10 protein-coding genes are annotated in these 22,823 nt (G+C 40.9%); 7 read left to right on the top strand and 3 right to left on the bottom strand.

All coding sequences use genetic code 11. The annotated features are described in order from the left end of the window. Nucleotides 1–81: 81 nt before the first annotated feature. Nucleotides 82–1,104 (bottom strand): ThuA domain-containing protein, encoded by a 1,023-nt coding sequence (locus QOL76_RS14935; protein ID WP_283413778.1) that lies wholly within the window; start codon nucleotides 1,102–1,104, stop codon nucleotides 82–84. A 273-nt stretch (nucleotides 1,105–1,377) separates the two neighbouring features. Here QOL76_RS14935 and QOL76_RS14930 point away from each other — a divergent pair, with 273 nt between their 5' ends. Continuing rightward, on the top strand, nucleotides 1,378–2,799 hold the full coding sequence (locus QOL76_RS14930; RefSeq protein ID WP_283413777.1) for a Gfo/Idh/MocA family oxidoreductase: 1,422 nt from the start codon (nucleotides 1,378–1,380) through the stop codon (nucleotides 2,797–2,799). Between the two features lie 301 nt (nucleotides 2,800–3,100). On the opposite strand, the gene QOL76_RS14925 is transcribed toward QOL76_RS14930, so the two are convergent. Next, on the bottom strand, nucleotides 3,101–4,147 hold the full coding sequence (locus QOL76_RS14925) for a PorP/SprF family type IX secretion system membrane protein (RefSeq protein ID WP_283413776.1): 1,047 nt from the start codon (nucleotides 4,145–4,147) through the stop codon (nucleotides 3,101–3,103). An 82-nt stretch (nucleotides 4,148–4,229) separates the two neighbouring features. Here QOL76_RS14925 and QOL76_RS14920 point away from each other — a divergent pair, with 82 nt between their 5' ends. From QOL76_RS14920 to QOL76_RS14900, 5 genes are all read left to right on the top strand, one after another. After that, a complete protein-coding gene (locus QOL76_RS14920; protein WP_283413775.1) occupies nucleotides 4,230–9,782 on the top strand; it encodes a T9SS type B sorting domain-containing protein in 5,553 nt (1,850 codons plus the stop codon). Nucleotide 9,783: 1 nt separating this feature from the next. After that, nucleotides 9,784–10,536 carry a peroxide stress protein YaaA gene (gene yaaA, locus QOL76_RS14915; protein ID WP_283413774.1) on the top strand — a complete coding sequence of 251 codons (753 nt, stop codon included), beginning with the start codon at nucleotides 9,784–9,786 and terminating at the stop codon, nucleotides 10,534–10,536. Between the two features lie 154 nt (nucleotides 10,537–10,690). Beyond that, nucleotides 10,691–14,149: a gliding motility-associated C-terminal domain-containing protein gene (locus QOL76_RS14910; protein ID WP_283413773.1), complete on the top strand. Its 3,459-nt coding sequence runs from the start codon at nucleotides 10,691–10,693 to the stop codon at nucleotides 14,147–14,149. 115 nt (nucleotides 14,150–14,264) lie between these two features. Further along, nucleotides 14,265–17,015, top strand: coding sequence for a hypothetical protein (locus QOL76_RS14905; RefSeq protein ID WP_283413772.1), 2,751 nt, complete (start codon nucleotides 14,265–14,267; stop codon nucleotides 17,013–17,015). A 116-nt stretch (nucleotides 17,016–17,131) separates the two neighbouring features. Next, entirely contained in the window at nucleotides 17,132–18,376 is a 1,245-nt protein-coding gene (locus tag QOL76_RS14900) for an MFS transporter (protein WP_283413771.1), read from the top strand. A gap of 94 nt (nucleotides 18,377–18,470) precedes the next feature. Here the strand turns inward: QOL76_RS14900 and QOL76_RS14895 are convergent, their stop codons facing one another. Beyond that, nucleotides 18,471–19,565, bottom strand: coding sequence for an SGNH/GDSL hydrolase family protein (locus QOL76_RS14895; RefSeq protein ID WP_283413770.1), 1,095 nt, complete (start codon nucleotides 19,563–19,565; stop codon nucleotides 18,471–18,473). A 234-nt stretch (nucleotides 19,566–19,799) separates the two neighbouring features. Between QOL76_RS14895 and QOL76_RS14890 the strand changes: the two genes are divergently transcribed. After that, nucleotides 19,800–22,808 carry a PVC-type heme-binding CxxCH protein gene (locus QOL76_RS14890; protein ID WP_283413769.1) on the top strand — a complete coding sequence of 1,003 codons (3,009 nt, stop codon included), beginning with the start codon at nucleotides 19,800–19,802 and terminating at the stop codon, nucleotides 22,806–22,808. The last annotated feature ends 15 nt before the right edge of the window (nucleotides 22,809–22,823 follow it).

Below are 22,823 nucleotides of genomic sequence, written 5' to 3'. Positions count from 1 at the left end.
TCTCATTCGCTATTCATGATTCAACATTGAAAATAAAGAATGCGGAATGATGAATTTTAAATAATGAAGTTTACAGTTCTACTATTTGAAATCTTCGACCCTCATTCCCTTCCTAAAGCTATCAAATCCAAACATAGTCGGTTCGTAGCTACCTACAATTTCCACAGAAAGTTCGGGGGTGATCACTTCCGGCATATCCAACAACCAAAAGGAAGCATTCACGATCAGGCGGCGCATATCTTCTACCTGAAAATCTATAGATGAACCTAGGGTACTCCCTAATACTTTACCTGTTTTTCCTCCATCTAGCGAATACTCCTTTGTCCAAGCTATTGGCATTATAGATTTATCCCACATTAAAGGAGACTCTGGAGTCATACCTGCTGTTGATTGTCCATATAGAAGCACATTGGCAGACGAGGGCAAATTCTTAATCGAGTAAACATCGGTTGGAGCCCAGATATCATCAACTCCTCTCAATATCGGGTGATCAGCATCACGGTCAACTCCATCAATCAAAGCTCTTGTTCCCTCAGATTTGTGGATACCATGGTGTGCTACCCAGGTTTCACCAACAATCTGCTGACCAAAGCCACCTTCCCAACCAGCAACTTTACTGTTCCAAGTCCATTTGGCGTAAGGAGAATTCTTGTCTTTGATTGCGAAAGGGTGAGTTGAGGTCCGAAGTGCAATAAATGGTTTTCCTGATTTGAAATAATCTTCCAAGTGCTTCATTTGATCCATTGGAAGGTCTCTAAAACGAATGAGCATGATCACGAGATCAGCATTCTTGAGATGCTCCAAACCTGGTATATTATTTTGGTAGCTCGGAACTACGTTGCCCGATTCAGGCTCAATCGGAAATAATACAGTGGTATTAAATCCATAATGCTCTGAAAGAATTTTTGCCATCATCGGCATGGATTCCTCAGATCGGTACTCATCATCTCCTGCTATTAGAACGACATTCTTTCCTTGACCTGGGCCACTTTTGCCATTGAATTGTAAAAAAGATTGACCGTTTTGAGCTGAAACACAAGATATTGAGAACACAGCAATCAGAATCAATAAAAAAGCAGGCTTTTTGGAAGATGAGTTTTTCATGGTTTTTAAGAGAATGAATTGGGAAAATAGTAAAACTTTCAAGGGTTTTCATCCTGTTCTCAGAATTCTATTTCGGTATCGATTCCGTTAATTGTTTAGCCTTTCAACATAATTATGGAAAGACTAGCGACAAAAATTACCTACTTTCTCATTCTAAAATCAATTAATGACAACCATACATCCTTCAAATATGATCTCGAGCACTTCATATCTTACACAATTTTGGATGATAGGCGAGATTCAATGTGGTCTTAAAAAAACAATAATAAACTCATGAAAACGGACAGAAGAAATTTTCTCAAGACAGGCTCACTAGCCGCATTAGGACTTAGTGGGATTTCTATAGTTCCATCTACGGTACTAGGCAAATCTATGGGTCACACAGCTCCCAGCGATAAAGTTAATCTTGCTTGCTGTGGTATAGGCAATCGTGGCGCTCAGATTATGAATGCACTTTATGACACTGGGCTATGTAATATCGTAGCGCTTTGTGACGTAGATATGGGAGCGCCTCATACGACAGCTATGATGGAGAAATTTCCAAATGCTAAGCGATTCAAAGATTTCAGAAGAATGTTTGATGAGTTTGGAAATGGATTCGAAGCTATTACTGTAGGAACTCCCGATTTTTCCCACTTCCCGATCACCATGCTAGCGATGTCTGAAGGCAAGCATGTTTATACTGAAAAACCAATGGCTCGTACCTTCAATGAGATCACCCTCATGATGGACTCTGCCAAAAGACATAAAGTGGTAACCCAAATGGGAAACCAGGGTCACTCTGAAGGCAACTACTTCCAATTCAAAGCTTGGAAGGAAGCTGGTATCATCAAGGATGTGACTGCAGTGACGGCTCATATGAACAGCCCAAGAAGATGGCATGGGTGGGATGTTAATATGCAAAGCTTTCCAAAAGCTGAAGCACTGCCATCCACACTTGATTGGGATACCTGGCTGATGGCTCGATCAGAACACGACTACAACAAAGACTTCATCAACGGACAGTGGAGATGCTGGTATGACTTCGGAATGGGCGCTCTAGGCGACTGGGGAGCACATACAATGGACACTGTCCATGAATTCCTTGAACTAGGCTTGCCATATGAAGTGGATCCAGTGATGCTTAAAGGACACAATCCGTTCTTCTTCCCTATGTCATCTACACTGGCGTTCAAATTTCCGGAGCGTGGTGATATGCCTGCTTTGACACTTACTTGGTATGATGGCGTGGACAATGTACCTCCTGTACCTGCAGACTACGGTACTTCCGAATTGAATGCTGATATTCCTGCAGCCAGTAACGGGCAGATTCAGCCTGCTAAGCTAAATCCAGGTAAAATCATTTATGGAAAAGACCTGACTTTCAAAGGTGGATCGCATGGCAGTACACTTTCTATTATTGGCGAAGAAAAAGCTAAAGACATGGCTAGCAAACTTCCTGAAGTACCTGAAAGTCCATCAAACCACTTTGCAAACTTCCTGAAAGCTTGCAAAGGTGAGGAAGAAACTCGTTCAAGGTTTGAAATCGCAGGTCCACTTAGTCAGGTATTCTGCTTAGGAGTTTTAGCTCAGCAATTAAATACCACATTGAAGTTTGATAGAGAAACTCAACGCATCACGAACAATCCACTAGCAAATCAGCTGCTAAGAGGTGAAGCGCCAAGAAAAGGATGGGAGGAGTTTTACACCCTTTAATTAAAAGTAAAGTTTAACATCAAAAGCTGGAATGAGAAATCGTTTCAGCTTTTTTTATGAATAGTTCTCGCGGCGGAACAGCTACGTAACGGAACGTCCTCCCGTCAAGTTGCGAACAAACAGCTTTCCTTTATTCAAGCGATAATTAATGTTTTTAACACCCCTGCTTTTCGAGCCTTGACGATATATATATTCCTAAGCGGCACAGTCAAATGGAAATATTTATTCTGATTTCTGTGACTTAAAAATTGCACCATTGGGCCACGTCTAAATTGCCTTTTGAGACTCCGCAGAGGGTATCTTAAAACTTAGGGCAAGGGAGAAGCGTGTCTCTCCTTCTTGGCTGGCCTTGGCTGTTATTTGGCAGAGTCCATGACAAACTTAACTCATGGGCTCCACCTGATTGAATCCCTAACTGAGAAACCGTGTAATCAAAGCTGTATCCGACATTCAGGCCAGAAAGCAAATTCAAACCCACCATCATTACGATAGCATCCCGATTGCTTTGCTCTTCCACCTTTTTGTACGGCAGTCCTCTATACCAAACTCCAAAAACAATTGGCTCCACGTAAAAATAGGCGCCTACATCCAATTGCTCGAATGGACCTTGCTTCTTATAATTGATGGTAGGTGTTAAATATCGTTGTTTTCTTATATGGGTGAAATCTCCACGCATGGACCCTTCCCCCAAATTAATTCTATAGCCTGCATGTGCTGAGAATTTTACAGGCAGAGGGCTATCTCCATAGATAAAAGATTGATTGGGCTTGTTCACATGATGGGCCGAGCCGCCAATCCAAAAATCCTCTGTAAAGAATAACCCCCCAAACGAAAGGGAAAGCATATTAACCGGATCACCTAAACCAGGGATATCTGAACCTGGGAATATAGGTCCAAACGGATCGTTTGGATTAATTTGATTCGCAAAAATGAGATTTTCATAAAATCCAATTTCTCTTCGGATATAGCTAGCCTGAAAACCTGGACGGAAAAAAGTTTTTTCTCCAAGCTTCAATTCGTAAGAATATATAGCTGAAATGGTAGTAGACCGAAGTTTGGAAGCTCCCTCTGTATCTTGCATAACCATTACCCCTATCCCTGAGTTGTAATCATTCAGGTAGGTGTCGTAATAAGCAGAAAATGTTGTGAACTGGGCATCGATACTTGGCCATTGGTTTCTATAGTTGAATCCAACACGGCCAGTCAACTCAGATCCAGCAAATGCTGGGTTTAAGTAAAGAGGTGCCGCATAATATTGGCTATATTGCGGATCCTGTGCGTAGGCATTGGTTCCTACAAATAGTCCAACCACACAAAGAAAAACAACGTAAACCAGAGACCTTAACAAGTATTTGTTCGTTAATTTGAATATTCAGTAGGCTTCTTCAACGTTACAGAACGTATGTTGTTTTAGAAGCAGTTCGAAAATTATGAAAAGCAGCCCTAATTCCATAAGGTTACCCTACATTTTTACGATTACCCTCCTATTTACAACTTTTGTATTTAATACTGCGGTGTATTCGCAGGGATTTAATGACAATGAGTGGATATTTGGCTATTGCGGTGGATCAACAGAAAATAATTATTTATCCTTCGGAAAAGGAAATTCGCCTAACGTCCAGTCAATTCCTGGCTCAATTGTTTTTACCAAAAACAATTCTGCACTTGCTATTGATCCTATCACAGGACAACCTCTGTTTCTCACCAATGGTGAATTAGTTTACGACTATAGTCAAAATCCTATTCAAGGAGTTGGCTCAGGGCTGAATGGAAATATTGACGGAATACAGCAAGTAGCAACTGGTTTCTTAGAATATGATCCAGAAGGGAACAAGCTTTTTTATATTTTCTATCTCTCGCTGGGCGGAGAGCTTCAGTATGCAGTAGTGGATATGAATGCCCCAGGCCAAGCTACTGGAAATGAGCGGCCATTGGGTGAAATTACCTCTAGCGACAATGTAATAGGCAATGGGTCTGGAGCTGTTTTGGTTGTAAAAACGCCAGCTTCACCTTCGTATTTGATCAGTTTTGATAATGGAAACCTTATTTCTAGAAGCATTGATTCAGGTGAGGGAAGTTTCACCGTCACAGACAATCAGGCTATATCTTCCACTCCAAAACAGATCGTTTTTAATGCGGAGACAAGCCAGTTAATCATCATACCTGAATCCAGTACTGACCCTATTTTGATATTGGACTTTAATACTAGTAGTGGCACTTTTGGTTCACCAACCCCTATTTCTCAATCATCCGGAAATGGTAACTATGGAGGAGCAGAAGTTTCTCCTGATGGTAATTACATTTATTATTCTGCGGGGGATTCACTTTTTAGAATTCCTGTCTCAGATCTTTCAGGCACACCAGAAGTCCTGCCTATCGAAGGGCCAGGTACTCCGCCGGAGGGAATTTTCGCCATTTACGATATCAAAGCGGGGCCAGATGGAAGTATCTATTATATCTACGAGGAAGTAGATGGAGGCCCGCAAATGATAGGAAAAGTAACGAATCCTAACGAAGCTGATTTGAACTTGGTGGAGATTGAGGAAGACCCATTTGCCGGTGTAGACTTCTGTGGGACGATATTTCCGATTTTTGCTCCAAATGCAGACGTAGATCCCACAGTTGATTTCACTTGGGACCCAGAAATGCCCTGTGCAAACAACCCAATTCAATTAACTTCTCTAACCACTCCAGAGAACTATAGACCGGTAAGTTTTTCGTGGAATTTCGATCCTCCACTTACAGACTCTACAGGTAATGCATTGCCAGCTGATTATGCTCAAGAGCATTTTTTAATCCCGGCAGATGCAGCATCCGGACAAAGTCTAAATGTAACACTGGATGTCACCTTCGCTGATAGCACCACACTATCCGTAAATCATACCATTACCCTAACAGAAAATAACCTTCAGGCTAATTTTTCTCCACAAGACACCACTTTATGCGAAACTTGCCTAGATCTCAGCCCACTGCTATCAGCTCAGGCTGGTGAGGAAGACGGTGGAGCTGGAGGCGGAGGTGGAGTTGGAAGCGGACAAGGTGGCGGTGAAAATTATGAATACTTCTGGTCAAACAAACGTGATCAAGGATGGATTGGTGAAGAAGCCAATGAAGTTTGTACTCCAGGTCTGTATTGGGTTTTGGTACGTGAACCGGGATCTTCCTGCTATGCTTATGCTGAGATTCGCGTCAAAATGTGGGATGTCCAAGATCAGACAAACAACATCTGGTACTTTGGTGATGGTGCAGGGCTTGATTTCAACCCTGACCCAGACGATCCTGATGCTCCGACCCCACGCCCAATAGCAGCTAGACATCCTCAAAACATACCAGCAGGAACTACAACCATCTCCGATCAGGCAGGCCAAGTGCTCTTCTACACAGATGGCCAATCAGTTTGGGATCTCAATGGGGATTTAATGGAAAACGGGGAAGATATAGGTGGTGACAATTCTAGCAGTCAAGGTGTAATTGCAGTTCCAGTTCCTGCTGAGGAGACACTATTCTACCTTTTCACTACGCAACTTTCTGCAAATGGAACCAACGAGGCGAAATACTCTTTGGTAGACATCAAATCAGAAAACCCGACCGGGGTTGGAAATGTCGTAACCAAAGACAATTTCCTTTTCAGTCCTTCTTCTGAGCACACCGCTGCATTGGATGCGGGAGACACAACTTGGGTTGTCTATCATGAACTTGGGAATAACACTTTCCGTGCGTATCCAGTATCTGCACAAGGCATTGGTCAACCAGTTCTAAGTTCTGTAGGTTCTGATCACGGCTTCAATTCTGGCGTTGGCGCTATGAAATTTAATTCGGATGGAGATCAACTTGCTGTAACCATTTCTGAAGGTGGATGTAATAAATTAGAGATTTTTGATTTCGACAGTGACACTGGAGAAATGACAGAGTACGCAAGAGTGGATCTCGGTTGTGACGGAGATGTTTATGGAATGGAGTTCTCCGAGGATGGAGAGCGAATCTTAGTATCATATAGAAATGGCGGTCCTGGAATAGAAGAATTTATAATTAAGGCAAACGAAAATGATGATTCGTCTGCTGCAGTTTGCCCAGCATGTTTTGATGGAGCAAGCACAAGAGCACAAATAGAAGCCTGTATCATCAGCACAAAAAATCAAATAAGTCAAACGAGTGGACTTAATTTGGGAGCACTGCAGATAGGACCAAATGGTCAAATCTATGTCGCTGTAGTAGGCGATAATAGAATTGGTCAAATCAACGTAGGTTCAGGTTGTAATTCTCAAAGCACCTTTACCCAGGACGGTGTAGAAGCCATGCCAGGAACCTCGAATCTTGGCCTACCTTCATTTGTCCAAAACTCAGGTAGTTCGATTCCAGAACCAAGTCTAGCTGCACCTGCCAGACTTTGCTTGGATCCAGAACTCGGAGCAGGTGCACTTCTTGAAGGTGGAGGAGAGCCCGATATTGACAGCTATTTCTGGACAATTACAAATCAAGATGATGGGACAATTATCCGAACCGATTACGGTGGTCCGGGAGATGAATTCCAGAATCTAGAGCAGATATTTAATAACCCTGGAACCTATACTGTAGAGCTTAGAGTAGATAGATGCGGTGATGCTGAATATTTCCGGGCGACTACTGAAATTTTGGTTGAAGCTCCACCAGAATTGACTCTAGCTGATGACGCAACGCTTTGTGCAGGCAACCCTGTCACTTTAACTGCAATAGATGGATATGATCCTGCAGAAGGATTGTATGATTTCGAGTGGACAAATGCTGCAGGGCAAGTTTTTGGAGATGAAAATTCTAATACTATTACCGTCGATGAAGAAAGTATCTACACAGTAAGTGTCAGCTATAGACTGCCAGCAGGACTGTCGGAAGATGAAGCCTTGCTTTATGAAACATGTCCTGCTACGGCTGAAATTTTTGTAGGCCCAGCATTCGAATTTGACCTCACTCAGACAGCATCAGAGGTATGTTATGAAGAGATTTCGGTTACATTCGCACCGAATACCCCGATCACAGGAGAATGGTTTTACGAGCTTAATGGTGATCCAAATAGAGTTGCTTTAGGCGAGTTTTTCGAGTTAGAATTGTTCATCAATACACTTCCTGGACCTGGGCAATATGAAATCATTTTCGTGACCCAAGACCCAATTTTAGAAGGTTGCGTCGTTGAGAAAAAATTAGATTTACTGGTAAATGAATTGCCTATTTTCACGGCAGTTCAAACTACTCCGGCAACAGATTGTAATACTCCTGATGGTTCATTTGAGATCACGATGCAATCAGATGCTACCACTTTGACCGTATTAGAGACAGGTGATACCTTCACCAATTTAACCGCGGGAAGTTCTGTTCAAGTTATGTCAGTTCTTCCGGGAGTTTATACCATCGAAGCAGAAAATAGTTTTGGTTGTACTTATGCCGGGAGCGTCACTGTAGAGAACAGTAATCCTCCCGCAGGATTTGAATATACCGTCACGCCTACTGAAGAAATTTGCGGTCCATCTGGAGTTCAAAATGGCATGTTGGTTGTCAACTTCACCATTTCTCCTCAATCTGGCTCTTACACAGTAACTCGACAAGGTGACGGACAGACTTTCCAAGGGACATTTACTAATACAAGTCAGTTTGATATTTTGGTTCCTTATGGAGATTATGCAGTAGAAATTCAGGACCCGACTGGTTGCGCTATCCCGGATCCAACGATTTATAATATAGCTCAGAAATTTGAGGTAGTATTTTCAGTCCCTTCTGACTTGACTGCCTGCGAAAGCTTCACCTTTGCTCCCACTTCTCCAGATGTATTGACTTACACGGTCACAAATTCTGCTGGTTCTTTGATTTCCCCGGATGCAAATGGAGAATTTACAATCACTCTTTCTGACACCTATACCGTGAGAGGCGAAGATCCAACTGGCGTCAATTGTCCAAGAGAAGAAACAATCGTGGCTAACATTACACAGCCAATAGATTTTGAGATTTCACCCCCAATCGTGGACTGTCAGGTAGGCATTCAATATGAAGCTGTATTGAATAATGCTTTACCTGCAGATGTGATTTTCCTATGGAAAGATGCATTAGGTGTTATCGTAGGAAGAAGACAAATCTTTGTTCCAAGCAGATCTGGAGATTACACCTTGGAAGTTCAGCCGGTAGCAGGCGGGTTATGTCCAGTCGATAAAAAATCTTTCTCCGCAGAAGTAATTTCCCAGCGAGTAGAGGTCAGCTTGGATATAGTGCCATTTTGTATCGATCAAACTAGCACTACTATTACAGTAGATGCGGATATGACGAATGTAGCTGATATCGAATGGTATTCTGTGCTCAATGGTACACGTACCAGAATACCTGCTTTTGATGGAATGCCAATCATAGAAGTTTCTCAAGAAGGAACTTACGAAGCCTTACTTAGAAGTAGTGTAGGCTGTGAGCTTGGCCGTGCCAACGGTGTAGTTTCAAAATCGACTATCAGTCCGCCGATAGTTCCTGCTGGATTCACTATTTGTGCTATTGAAGGTGTGACTCAGACTATTGACCCAGGGACATACGATAACTACTCGTGGAAATTAAATGGAGTTGAAATCTCTCAGGCACCTATTTTCACACCTACTGAGGGCGGAATCTATGAACTTACCGTATCCGACAATTTGGGTTGTGCTTATGTAGCCACCATAGAAGTTGTGGAAGATTGCTCGTTGAAAATAGTCTTCCCAAATGGCGTAGTGCTTAATGATCCGAATAGAAACTTTATCCTATATGCAAATGAATATATAGATGATGTAGAAGTCTATATTTACAATCGTTGGGGTGAATTGATCTTTTATTGTGAGCATGAGAATATTGAGCCAAAACAACCTTTCTGTCCATGGGACGGCCAAGTCAGAGGAGAGCTTGTGCCAAACGGAACATATGCGGTAGTTGTGAAGTTTACCAGTACAGACCAAAATATCACACAAAAAGTAATAAAGTCTATTACAGTAATTCAATAGTATGCTTATCCTTATTTCACCAGCAAAGACGCTGGACTACAGCACCCCAAGTTTCACAGAATCCACACAACCTGATTTCCTAACTGATACGCGCGCCTTAGTGAGAATCATGAAAAAGAAGTCGGCCAAAGAAATTGGAGAATTGATGCAGATCTCTGAAAATTTGGCAGAACTAAATAATGAACGATTTAAGACGTTTCAGAAAGACTTTACTGAGGAAAATTCCAAGCAGGCATTACTGGCTTTCAAAGGTGATGTATACACCAAAATCGATGTAGACGAATATTCTAAGGCGGATTTTGATTTTGCTCAAAAGCATTTGAGAATTCTTTCTGGTTTATATGGTTTATTGAAACCATTAGATTTAATTCAGCCATATCGGTTGGAAATGGGGATTAAATTAGAGAATAAAAAAGGGAAGAATCTTTATGAGTTTTGGGACAAAAAAATCTCAAAAGCCATCAATAACGCTGCAGAAGGCAATACTATAGTTAATCTTGCATCCCAGGAATACTTCAAAGCCGTTCATTTGGAATCCTTAAAAAGCCCTGTGATTACGATCGACTTCAAGGAATATAAAGACGATAGTTATAAAATTGTGGGCTTTTTTGCCAAACAGGCTCGAGGCATGATGAGTAATTTTGCGATTAAAAATAGAATCACGGATACAGAGCAACTAAAAACTTTTAATGAAAGTGGCTATGAGTATTCTGAAAAACTGAGCAAGGAAAACAACTGGGTATTTGTGAGATAACAGGCTAGGATATTATTAAAAACCTGGATTTCATTTTTAATTGTTGGATTTTTTTTGACCTCATTTAAATAGTAGCTTAGAGGTCTGATTCTCACCGTTTTTATATCTTCAGTTGAAGTTCATAGGCAATAAAACGTTTAAACTAATTACTTTAATGCTGCTTTCGGCAGTAGTAGGCATTGGTTTATCCTTTTCCTACATCCTTAGGGACAACTCAAACAAAGAGCTTGCTGCATTAACTAATGTAGCAGATCCTGAGTTGACTGGTCCTGACAGGATATGTAACATTTTTGGTAGCGTGGTGGGAACGTTCTCAGGAGGAGGAGACCCAGCTACAGACGTATATAAATGGACTATCTTAGCTCCAGATGGCAGTCTATTATTCACACGTCCTCCAGGATCGTTTCCAAACATTGAATACACATTTGAGCTTCTCGGAACGCATAAAGTTAAGCTTGAGGTGAGTCGTGGTGGGAAACCAATTGCGGACTTGGAAAAAGAAGTAGATGTAATAAAAGGACCTGTGATTGCTTTGACCAGCACATATAATGTTTGTCCAGGACAATCAATTGAATTACAAGCTATATCCCCTGCTAGTTCTAATTTTTCGAATTATATTTTTGAATGGAAAAATGAAAGTAATCAAGTTGTAGGCACTGCAAATATGCTCACTGTTAGTACAGCGGGCACATATTCTGTTACTTTTTACTTCCCTGATGATAAGGGAAACCCTGTGTGTAACAATACGCTTACTACCAAAGTCAGTGTTTTAAATTCTATCTCTATAATACAGAGTGCCTCCACAGTTTGTAAAGACGGTAGTATCACTTTCACTGCTGACCCAATAAGTATAGGAAGGTGGTTTTTGAAAATGCCAGGCGAGCCTAATCGCATTGATTTGGGGAATTCATCTTCTGTGACCCTCTTGCCTGAAAAGGATTTAATGGCTTATGGAGAGTATAGTATTGAACTTATCATTGAAAACGAAAACAACCCATCCTGTATTCCACAGGCAATCAGTATATTCAATTACAATGAGCAGCCTGCTATATCTGTATCTTCAGTCATAGGTTCGAGTGGCTGTCTCAATCCTGATGGAGGGTTGGAGCTTATCGCAGAAACTAACCTGGACTTGGTAAGAGTTGGTACTTCAGGATCCACCTACGGCCCATTCCTAGCTGGAGAAACTATTGTTATCAATAATCTCAAATCCGGAGGCTACACCTTATATTCCTTTCTTAACGGTTGCCAAAACACCTTGGGAGCTGTAGTTCCCCTGAATGATCCACCTTCTGTTTTAAAATTTGAAATTGAAAATATCACTGCAGAATCGTGCACTACAAATGGAAAAATAAACGGATCATTCGATGTAAATCTCGAAAACGGGATAATTGAAGGCTCATTTCGTGTCATCAATGAAAAAGGCGACGTAGCATTAAAAGAAGCCTTACCTACTGCCAACCCATTCAAAATAGAACTTGGCGGAGGGAAATATTTCTTCGAAATTCTGGATAAGGACAGCTGCAACCTACCTACCAGGGAATTAATTGAGATTCCAAGCAAGCCCCAGACTTCTTTTTCTATACCAGACTCCCTCACGATTTGTGGTTCTTTTGAGTTAATTCCAGAAACCTCACAAATCCTTCTTTTTACTCTGACAGATCCTTCTGGTAATATTAGCACAGCAAAAGCTGGAGATCCTTTGACCCTCACAGAGGCAGGTGAGTACAGTGTAATTGGTACAATTCCAGATCAAAGTGAAATTTGTCCATCTGAACGAAAGCTATTTGTAAGTACTACAGAACCTATAGCATTTGAGCCAAAACTCAAAAGTGAAGATTGTGTGATTGGAAACCGAGTCTATGAAGCAGACATCAATGGCTATGATCCCTCTTTAGCAGAGTTCTTCTGGAGAAATTCGGATGGAGACACGATTGGTACTGGCCAAACACTATTTTTATCACCTACATCCAACGGACTTTTTTCGTTAGAAGTCCAACCCAAAAACTCCGAAAATTGTCCTATATCCCCAAAGGAATTTACTGTTAATGAACCCGTTCTATTTGTGGATGCTTCAATAGTAACGACCAAATTATGTGAATTCGGCCCAGAAGCAAGAGTGGAGCTAATCACCACTTCTCCAGAAGCTGTCACAGACATTAGGTGGAGACGATTTAATGAAGACGGTGAAATAGTCCTACTACCAGAATTCAATAATCAAACCATCATCACCACAAGAATAGGTGGCACCTACGAGGCTTCAGCTTATAGCATCCTACCTGAAATCAATAAAAATTGTGAGCTTGGCAGAACAACTTTTCAATTGGACTTAACTCCGGATAAAGTACAATTTGATATCCCTGAGGTACTCGCTATTTGTGACTACTACGAATTAGTACCCCAAACCAACCAAGATTTAGAATTTTTCCTTACCACGCCCTCAGGTGCAGTGATCGAAAAAAATTCCGGGCAATCTTTCACAATTGATGAAGCAGGCGTCTATATATTTCTAGCATTTGACAGAAATAGCCCAACAACTTTTTGTCCTGAGCAAAAAGAGATGAATGTAACTCTTGCTGAGACTGTCGATTTCACACCTATACTGTCTGAAGAATTTTGTGATGGGAAAAAAATTTTTCAGGCATCAGTTAGTAATTATTCAATAGATGATGTTGATATCTCTTGGTTAGACGAAAATGGAAATGAAGTTGGGACAGATGAATTTTTCATGATAGATCGTCCGGGGATCTACTCTTTGGAAGTGCAGCCATCAAATATAATCCCTTGCCATATTTCTCCTATTTCTTTTGAAGTATTGCCTCCAGTACTGGCTTTAGATGTAATGCTCTTGGCAGATCCTCTTTGTCCTGATTCCCCTTCCGCAACTATTAGAGCAGAGGCAGACTTTAGTATGGTGACTTCCATAGAATGGTGGTACACCTTTCCGACCGGTGAGCAAATAGAGCTCGCAGGCGAACGGAACAAAGAAGAAATCTTAGCAATTCGGGAAGGCACCTATGAAGTGCGTATTTACAACGATGTTCCATGCATTTTGGGATTTGACCAGGTTTTGATATTAAGAAGCACAGATACCGTCAGGCCGGAAGTAGAAGAAAGCTATCAAGTTTGTCCAAAATATGATATCGGCCCTACAATTAATCCTGGCAGTTTTGCCAGCTATGAATGGTATTTTGAGGACCAACTTGTATCCACTAATTCGGTTTATAAGCCACAGTCCATTGGAAACTATAGGCTCCTTGTGTATAGTGCTGAAGGGTGTGCATATCAGACAGACTTCATCACCGAGGAAGAATGTGAGTTGAAGGTCATTTACCCTAATGCTGTACAACCTGACAATCCAGATAAGCAATTTCTAATTTACACAAATTACCTAATCGACGAACTCGACTTAGTTATTGTAAATAAATGGGGACAAGTAATTTTTGAGTGCACTCAAACAAACCTTATATCTGAAGAATCCACTTGTGCATGGGACGGCACATACAATGGAAAAGCAATTCCAAACGGGAATTACGCTGTACGAATTAATTTTAAAAATTATCAACAAAAGATTTCAAAATCGGATTTTGGCTCCATTCTCATCATAGAATAGGTAATCAACTAGAATCCAAAGTAGGATTGGAACATTTTTTGAACTTGCATCATCCGACAGCAATCCATTAAAGAAATGGTATTGCTATCTTTGCACGCACCCTAATTAGATTTCATTGAACCCTATTAACCAATTCCCCGCAAGGATGATTGGGATGATTTTGGTTTGGATTATCCTTATTTCATCACCCTTTATCAACTTAGGGAGAGAAATAATAACCCCAAGCAAACCTGAAGTTGCCTATTCTACACATGCAACTCCCCTACTCACAGGGGATTCGAATTTATGTATTGTAATAGGTGGAGTAATCGGTACATACAGTGCTGGAGGTGACCCTGGCGATGTATATGAGTGGATAATAACAAAGTCCACAGGGGAAGAACTATTAAATAGAAGTGGTGGTGATCAGTTTGAAACCATACAATTTTTATTTGCCGAGATCGGAGAGTACACGGTTTCATTAAAAGTAAGAAGAGGCACTAATCCCAATTTTTATCAGGAAGATTTAGAAGTCAAAATCCAAAAAGGAGCTGAATTGGCTTTAAAACAAGACTACCTGGTTTGTGGTGATCAACCTGTTTTGCTGAAAGCATTAGACCCAAATACACCTAGCCTATCTGATTATACTATCATTTGGAAATCTCTCGATGAGAACGGTGATGAAGTAGAAATTGGCAGAGGAAATGAATTTTTGACGTACGATATTGGCTATCATTTCGTGGAATTTTATTTAACAAATTCTGACGGAACTCAAGCATGTACTATTAGAGGGTCCACTTTTGTAGGTCCTTCAATCGATTATAAAATCACACAGTCAAGTACCCAAATTTGTGAGGGAAGTAGCATATCCATAGGAACAGACACTCCTTTGACTGGAGAATGGTCTATTCGAAAGATTGGTGCTGCTGCCAAAACTAATCTGGGAGATGCATTTGAGATCTCTCTTGAATCCAGCGAACTTGATGGACCAGGTACTTATGAAGTTTTTTTTAGTGCTGTGGATGAAAACTACCCAGACTGCCCTTCTGAAAGGAAAATAGCCTTTGAACTTTTAGAATCGCCGCAAATAAGTATCCAAAATATAGTGTTTCCAGATGACTGTGTCACTGAAAATGGAAGCTTCCAAATCACCAGCACTACTGACTTGGATTCCTTAGAAATCCCTGAACTTGGAGTCAGTTTGTCATCAGTTTCTGCAGGGCAAGCCTTTTCCTACACTAACCTTAAGCCTAAAATTTACTCAGTAATTGCTACCCAAAATGGGTGCAAAATCACCAAATTAGTACAGGTATCAGCCAAAAACCCTCCTGCAACTCCAAGCCCTCCAAATCAATTTACACCAACTGTCACCATCGAGCCTGAGGCCTGCTCTCCAACAGGAGTAATGCAGGGAAAAGTAGAGGTGGATTTTGGCCAGTCAATAGGTACTGGAGAATATCGTTTATTCTCCGATTCAAAAGGTGTTATCGATGCAGGTCCTATACCAATAAATGGTCTATTGACCCTCAATGTTTCATCGGGAAATTATATCTTGGAACAAATAATTGATGGCTGTACCTACCCAAACGAAACTTTTTCAATTGCTAAACAACCTCAAGTTGAATTCAGCACACCGGGTGATTTTAATATCTGCGATAATTTCGAATACATCCCAGAGACAAGCCAAAACCTACTATTCACGCTGACATATCCTGATGGAACCACTCAATCTTTGAGTTCCGGTAAAGGCTTTTCTCTAACTTCTGAAGGATTATACTCGTTAAAAGCTGCTCCAATTAGTTCCTCTTCAACTTTGTGTTCGCGGGTGGAAGATTTTCGGGTGACTTTTTCTTCAAAATTCACTTTTGAACCTGTCAAATTAGAAAAAGGGTGCTTTGACCCTATTCAATATGTGGCAGAAATCCAAGGCTTACTTCCTGATGAGACCAGTATTAGGTGGATCAATTCAGATAATGAAATTGTAGGTAGAGGTGTAGAATTCTATCCGGCCACGTCTGGTCTATTTTCGCTTATCATCCAACCCTTGGCTAGTGGGTTTTGTGAGCCTGCACCTGTAGAATTTGAAGTCATTCCACCGATCACATCTGTAGCGATGACGCTAGAAGCTACCAAAATCTGTCCTGAACCCGGAACAGCATTGGTCACTTTGAAGACCGATGAGGATGAGGTGCTAGAGACAGAATGGATTTTTTATGATCTAAATGATCAACGTCAAGAACTCCCAGAATTCAATAATCTTTTTGAAATAGAAGTGGATGCCCCAGGCACTTATGAAGTTGTGGCATATAACAAGTTTCAATGTGAAATTGGTAGAAACCTTATTTTGGTAGAGGAAAGCACCCTTTTGACCCTTCCAAATCTGGATGAAAGCTATCCTGTCTGCACGAAAGACAATAATTTACCTCCAATCGATGCTGGAGAGTATGAAACATATGCATGGTATTTTGAAGAGCAATTAGTCTCTTCGGAGAGGCTATATAAGCCAACCCAACTTGGGAATTATAGATTAATGGTCACTACAATTGACGGTTGCGAGTTTGAAGACAATTTCAGAACCTATGATGTCTGCAATTATCAAATAGTATATCCAAACGCCATGATCCTTGGAAACCCTGATAAGGATTTTAGGGTATTGATGAGCGAAGGGGTTACGGAAGCTGAGCTCTTCATCCTAAATCGTCAAGGTGAGTTAATCCACCATTCCTCAACAACAGATATTCCTATGGAAGAACCAATTCTTAATTGGGATGGAAAAGTGAATGGTGTATATGTGCCTACAGGAAATTACGTAGTGACAATTATGGTTCGAAATGCCCTCTATGGGCTTGAAGAAAAGGAAATAGGATCCTTGCTGGTATTGGATTAAAGATATAATCAGAAAGATTTTTTTGATTAGCGGGAAAGCTGAATGCAATATTTTTCCTACTTTCCCATCTTTGGAAAATATTGTTAACAACCCAAAATTCTAAAACCTATCATCATATGACTCAAACCATCAACAAAAGTGCGCTTTTCAACGCAAGTTGTTTTGCGCTTATTACAACTGCTTTCTCATTCAGTATCAGTGCGGGTACATTAAAATCACTTGGTGAAGATTTGGGGTACACCGCTGAAAAATTAGGGTACTTAAATTCACTTTGGTTCTTCGGTTTCCCAATCGCAATGATTATTGGAGGACTGATTTATCATTCTATTGGTCCTAAAAAGATCATGAAAATCGCCTTTCTTTCTCACTTTTTAGGTGCAGCATTGACTTTGTACGCGATTTACTTTGTTTCAGATTTAAGTTATGCCATACTCCTCGTTTCTAATCTACTTATGGGAATTGGATGTGGCTGTACTGAGGCTGCTTGTAATCCTATGATTGCAGACATGTATACTGGCGACAAAATGAACAAAATGCTCAACAGATTCCACATGTGGTTTCCTGGGGGAATATTTGTAGGAGCCCTACTTTCAGAATTGATGTCTACACTTGGATTCTCATGGCAAAGCCAGTTTTGGTTAATCCCAATTCCAGCCCTAGTGTACGTTTACTTATTTAATGGAAAAACCTTCCCTAAAGCAAGTGTAGAACAAGCAAGTTCACTATCTGAAAACTTTAAGGCGATGTTGACTCCTTTATTCCTATTCATTTTTGCATGTATGGCACTCACTGCAATCACTGAGTTTGGACCACAAAAATGGACTGGATTAGTTTTAGAAAGCTCTGGAGCTAAACCTATGTTGATCCTTGCACTTACTACGGGGTTAATGGCTGTTTTAAGATTTTTTGGAGGACCGGTTACTAGCGCACTTGGTCAAACTGGAGTATTACTTCTAGGAGCAGTAATTTCCACTTTGGGGATTTACCTTTTCAGTACTCAGACAGGCGTAATGGTATATATAGCTGCAATTTTCTTTGCCACAGGAGTAGCATTCTTCTGGCCAACTATGCTCGGATTTGTAGCTGCCAAAATTCCAAAAAGTGGTGCCTTGGGCATGTCAATAGTAGGTGGAGTTGGTATGTTTTCAACGTCAATTTTCCAACCTTTCATTGGTAGCTGGATTGACGATGATATTGCTGAGCAAACAGCCCTAGGTCTTACTGGAGCAGATCTAGATCTTGCAGCGGGCCAAGCTACATTATCTACAATGATGACTTTCCCGATAATACTGATAGTTGCATTTACTCTGTTATTTTTCTGGCAGAAAGGCAAAAAACCAGCCGCAGTCGCAGCTCATTAATAGTAAAAAAAGCAGCCTTAGGGCTGCTTTTTTTTGCTCTTTTGGTTATTGGGAAAAATCCATACCTACATATTTTTATTCCTATTTCCCTATTCTATTCTTCTTCAAAAATCTCCTTTAACTTTTTAGCGTAAGCTTTGGCATACTTGGACATCCCCAAATCTGTCGGATGTGTACCGTCCACAAAATCATCTATACCCATTCCAATTTCATCTTTTGTCAACGTGTAAATCCCTGTCACTCCATTGCTCGTTAACTTTGTAAAACTTTCCTGGAGCCAGGCATTCAAATTCTCATAAATCTCAGCTCTTGGCTCAAAAACTAACCCATCAGAATAACCTGCATGCTCAGTCAATAAAATAGGAGTGTTTGGATATTTTGACCGAAGAGTGTTGACTGCATAAATCAGTTTGGTTTTGACCTCATTTTCAGAAAAGCTACCTAAGTTTGGAAGACAGTCTAATACAAAAACTGCAGGATCAATCTGAGAGACATATTCAATCACCTCCTCCTCCATCCTACCGTTTCCTGAGAAAGCCAAATTGATCATTGGCATATCCACGTCCCTTGACAGAATGTTTGTCCAAGCCATACCCGGTCTGGATGCGCAAGCTCCCTGAGCAATGGAAGTCCCGTAAACTAGAATCGGTTTTTCAGTTCTTTTGGGAGCAAAAGCAAAAACTTTATCATCTGGAACACCTATCTGCAGCTCACTCAACCCATTATAAAGAGGCAGGAATAGTTGAAACTCTTTTGACAAGCCCGCATCATTGGATAATTGAAACTGATATGTGATTTGTTCCCCAAACTTGTAACTTCCTCTCACCCAAAGAAGCTTTCCAGAACTATCCTTCACATACAAATCCACCCCACTGACACCAGTAGCAGGCATGTGCGGCATTTCCAATCGTGTCGAAGAAGGTGTATAGGATACGTGAATTTCGGGACTGTCTGAAGTAAAACGCAAAGAAAGACCTGCTGTCTGCCTCGATAAATTCCATACTGGCAAACGGACTATGGCTTCTGCAGAATCTGGAAGACGATTGAATCCAATTTCATCCCATCCTCTGCCTTCCAGCGCATTCATCATTTCGGTACTTTCTCCATACCATCTGGTTTCTTGGCCAAATGTGGTATTCCAAATCAGGATTAGACATAAATGGAGAGTGATATTAATGGCTTTTTTCATACCTAAACTTAGGATTTTCAAGCAAATAAGAAGTTAACTATACCCTAGAAATTCTAAACAATTCTCCCGTTGGTCCTTAAACAAACCGTGGTTCACAGGGGAAATTGAAATAATACGGAAAACATATAAGAGTAAAGAGGCATATCACCTACCTTATGACATGCTATTAGCCCCATTTCATAACTTTTCCTTAATTTGATAGCTTGTTTTCAAACCCTAATAACCGCTCATCCTATGTTTAAAAAAATCACACTACTAAGCTTGTTGAGCTTATTACTTTTTTCCTGTGAAAAAAAGCATGTTCAACTCACAGATGAAGAATATTCAAAACTCACTGACGAGCAAAAAAGATCATCTGAACATGCGGTAGATGGAATTGTCGTCGCAGACCAACGATTGGAGCTTACACTTTTCGCATCCGAACCTATGATGTCCAATCCTACCAATATGGATATTGATGATCGTGGTAGAGTTTGGATTGCAGAGGCATATAATTATCGTACGTCCCTAAACCCAAGAAACCCTACCCGAGCTGAAGGTGATCGAATCCTAATTATGGAAGATACCGATGGAGATGGAGTGGCTGATGAATCAAAGGTTTTTTATCAGGGGAATGATATCAATGCAGCCTTAGGTATTGCAGTATTCGGAGATAAAGTTTATGTCTCAGTCAGCCCATATGTATATGTTTTTACAGATGCTGATGGCGATGATGTGCCAGAGAAAAAGGAAATTTTATTCGAAGGAGTAGGTGGTGAGCAACATGATCATGGGATGCATTCTTTCACCTTTGGGCCAGATGGTAAATTGTATTTTAATTACGGAAATGCTGGCGAAGGTCTTCATTACGCGGACGGCTCTCCTATTATGGATCCACTTAGCAGACCAGTCAATAACAAAACTCAACCTTATAAAGAGGGTATGGTGTTCCGGATGAATCCCGACGGTTCGGATGTAGAAGTGCTAGGTTGGAATTTCAGAAATAACTACGAAGTAGCCACAGATAGCTATGGCAGAATGTGGCAATCTGACAATGATGACGATGGAAACAGAAGTACAAGAATCAACTACGTCATGGATTATGGCAACTATGGCTTCAAGGATGAAGTGACAGGCGCAGACTGGAGAGCTAGAAGAATCAATATGGAAGACTCCGTTTATGAGCAGCATTGGCACTTAAATGATCCAGGTGTAGTCCCCAACCTTCTTCAGACCTATGCAGGTTCGCCTACAGGAATTTTAGTGTATGAAGGTAAATTACTCCCTGAGGAATACCAGAATCAGGTCATTCATTCCGATGCTGGACCAAATATCGTAAGATCGTATCCAGCCGTTCCCTCTGGAGCTGGTTTTACTGCCAAAATCATCAATCTTTTGGATGGAAATTCCAGAGATAATTGGTTTAGACCTTCTGATGTGACGGTTGCTCCAGATGGATCACTTTTCATTTCTGATTGGTATGATCCGGGAGTTGGTGGACATGCCATGGGAGATCTGGACAAAGGAAGAATCTACAGACTTGCCCCTAAAGATGTTGACTATAACGTGAGCAAGCCGGATTATACAAGCATTCCTTCTTTAATTAATTTACTTCAAAGCCCAAATCGCGCTACTCATTTTAAAGCGTTCATGGCATTGGTAGAAAAAGGCGGCGAGGCAAAAGACGCCTTGGAGCAATTATTTACCGAAGGTGAAAGTAGGATGCGAGCAAGAGCTTTCTGGGTACTTACTAAGCTACCAAATGGGAATGATTACATCAAAACTGCTGCAACTGACTCAGATGAGAATATCAGAGTAGCCGCCATTCGTGCTTATAGAAATAACAAAATGAGTGACGTATCCTTCTTGCTAGAAATGGCCGGAGACGAATCTCCTCAAGTTCGAAGAGAAGTAGGATTAGCAATTCGGTACAAGCATAATCCTGAAGTTTGGCTAAAACTTGTTAATGGGTATGAGAACGGAGATCGCTGGTATTTGGAGGCGTTGGGAATAGCTGCAGAAGGCTTCTGGGATGATTATTTGCCTGCGTACTTAGAACAAACAGGTTCAGGATGGATGGAAAATCAGGAAGCTAAAGACATAGTCTGGAGATCTCGTGCATCAAATACTGCAGAACTTTTAGGAAAGATTATCCTTTCTCAACCTGGCCGTAACAATCAATCTTTCTATCGAGCTCTTGATTTTCAGTCAACTGAGGCCAAAAACAAAACCCTGAAATCACTCTTAGCAAATGCTCCTGAAGAGGATCAACTCATTATCCTTAGACAGATTACTTTTGACCCAGTTTCGCCAGATCGAGAGATTCTCACCCTTGCAAAAAATACTGCCGGAAGTATCGCAGATGACCGGGATTTTTTAGATATCGTAAGCAAATATCAGTTGAGAGATCAAAAAGTCAGGTTGGAAAAGCTTATCTACCAATCTGAGAATAGTCAGCATTCCCAAATGGCGGCAAATAGTTTTGCTGCCATGTATGGAATGGGAGAAATAGAGAAGTACTTTGCTAATCCTTCTGAAAAAAAAGCGGTGGCTTCGATTGAGAAATTTGGAGTAATAGATAATGAGGAAATGGCAAAACTCTTGGCCGAAGTTTATCTCAATGAATCTCACTCTTTAGAAATGAGGACTGCTGCGATGGAAGCTGCAAAAGGGTATAATTCTGAGCCGTATTTATTAGAATTGGCAAAAGCGGATAAGATCCCAGCTGATATGCTTCCTATAGCGCAGAAAATCCTTCTATCTTCTTGGAATGGAACTATCCGGGCCGAAGCCAATGAGAAATTTGGAGAAGCATCTTCAAACGCAACGGTTGATTTGCCGAAGCTTCTAGCTCAACAAGGAGACGTAGAAAAAGGACTGCTCATTGCAGACACTTATTGTCTGGCCTGTCATAAAATTGCCGACAAAGGAATTGATTTTGGACCAGGCCTATCCGAAATTGGAGATAAATTATCCAAAGAAGGGCTATTTAATGCCATCATCAATCCATCCGAAGGAATGGGTTTTGGATATGAAACTCAACTTGTTAAAATGAAAGACGGAACAGAGTTTACCTGCATCGTCAATTCTAAAACAGAAAATGATCTAGTCGTGAAATTGGTAGGATCAGCCGAGCAGAAGATTTACAAGCTGGTGGATATCGAGAGTGTCACCCAGTTGGAAGAATCACTGATGCCTAAATTTCCACTATCAGAAACTGAACTGGTGGACTTGGTTAGTTATTTGGAAACGCTGAGAAAATAATATTTAATGAAATAG

The sequence above is a fragment of the Algoriphagus winogradskyi genome (genome assembly GCF_900182815.1).
Classification (GTDB): domain Bacteria; phylum Bacteroidota; class Bacteroidia; order Cytophagales; family Cyclobacteriaceae; genus Algoriphagus; species Algoriphagus winogradskyi.
Note: the sequence above shows the minus strand (reverse complement) of the source record. Positions and strands in the feature narration are given on the sequence as shown.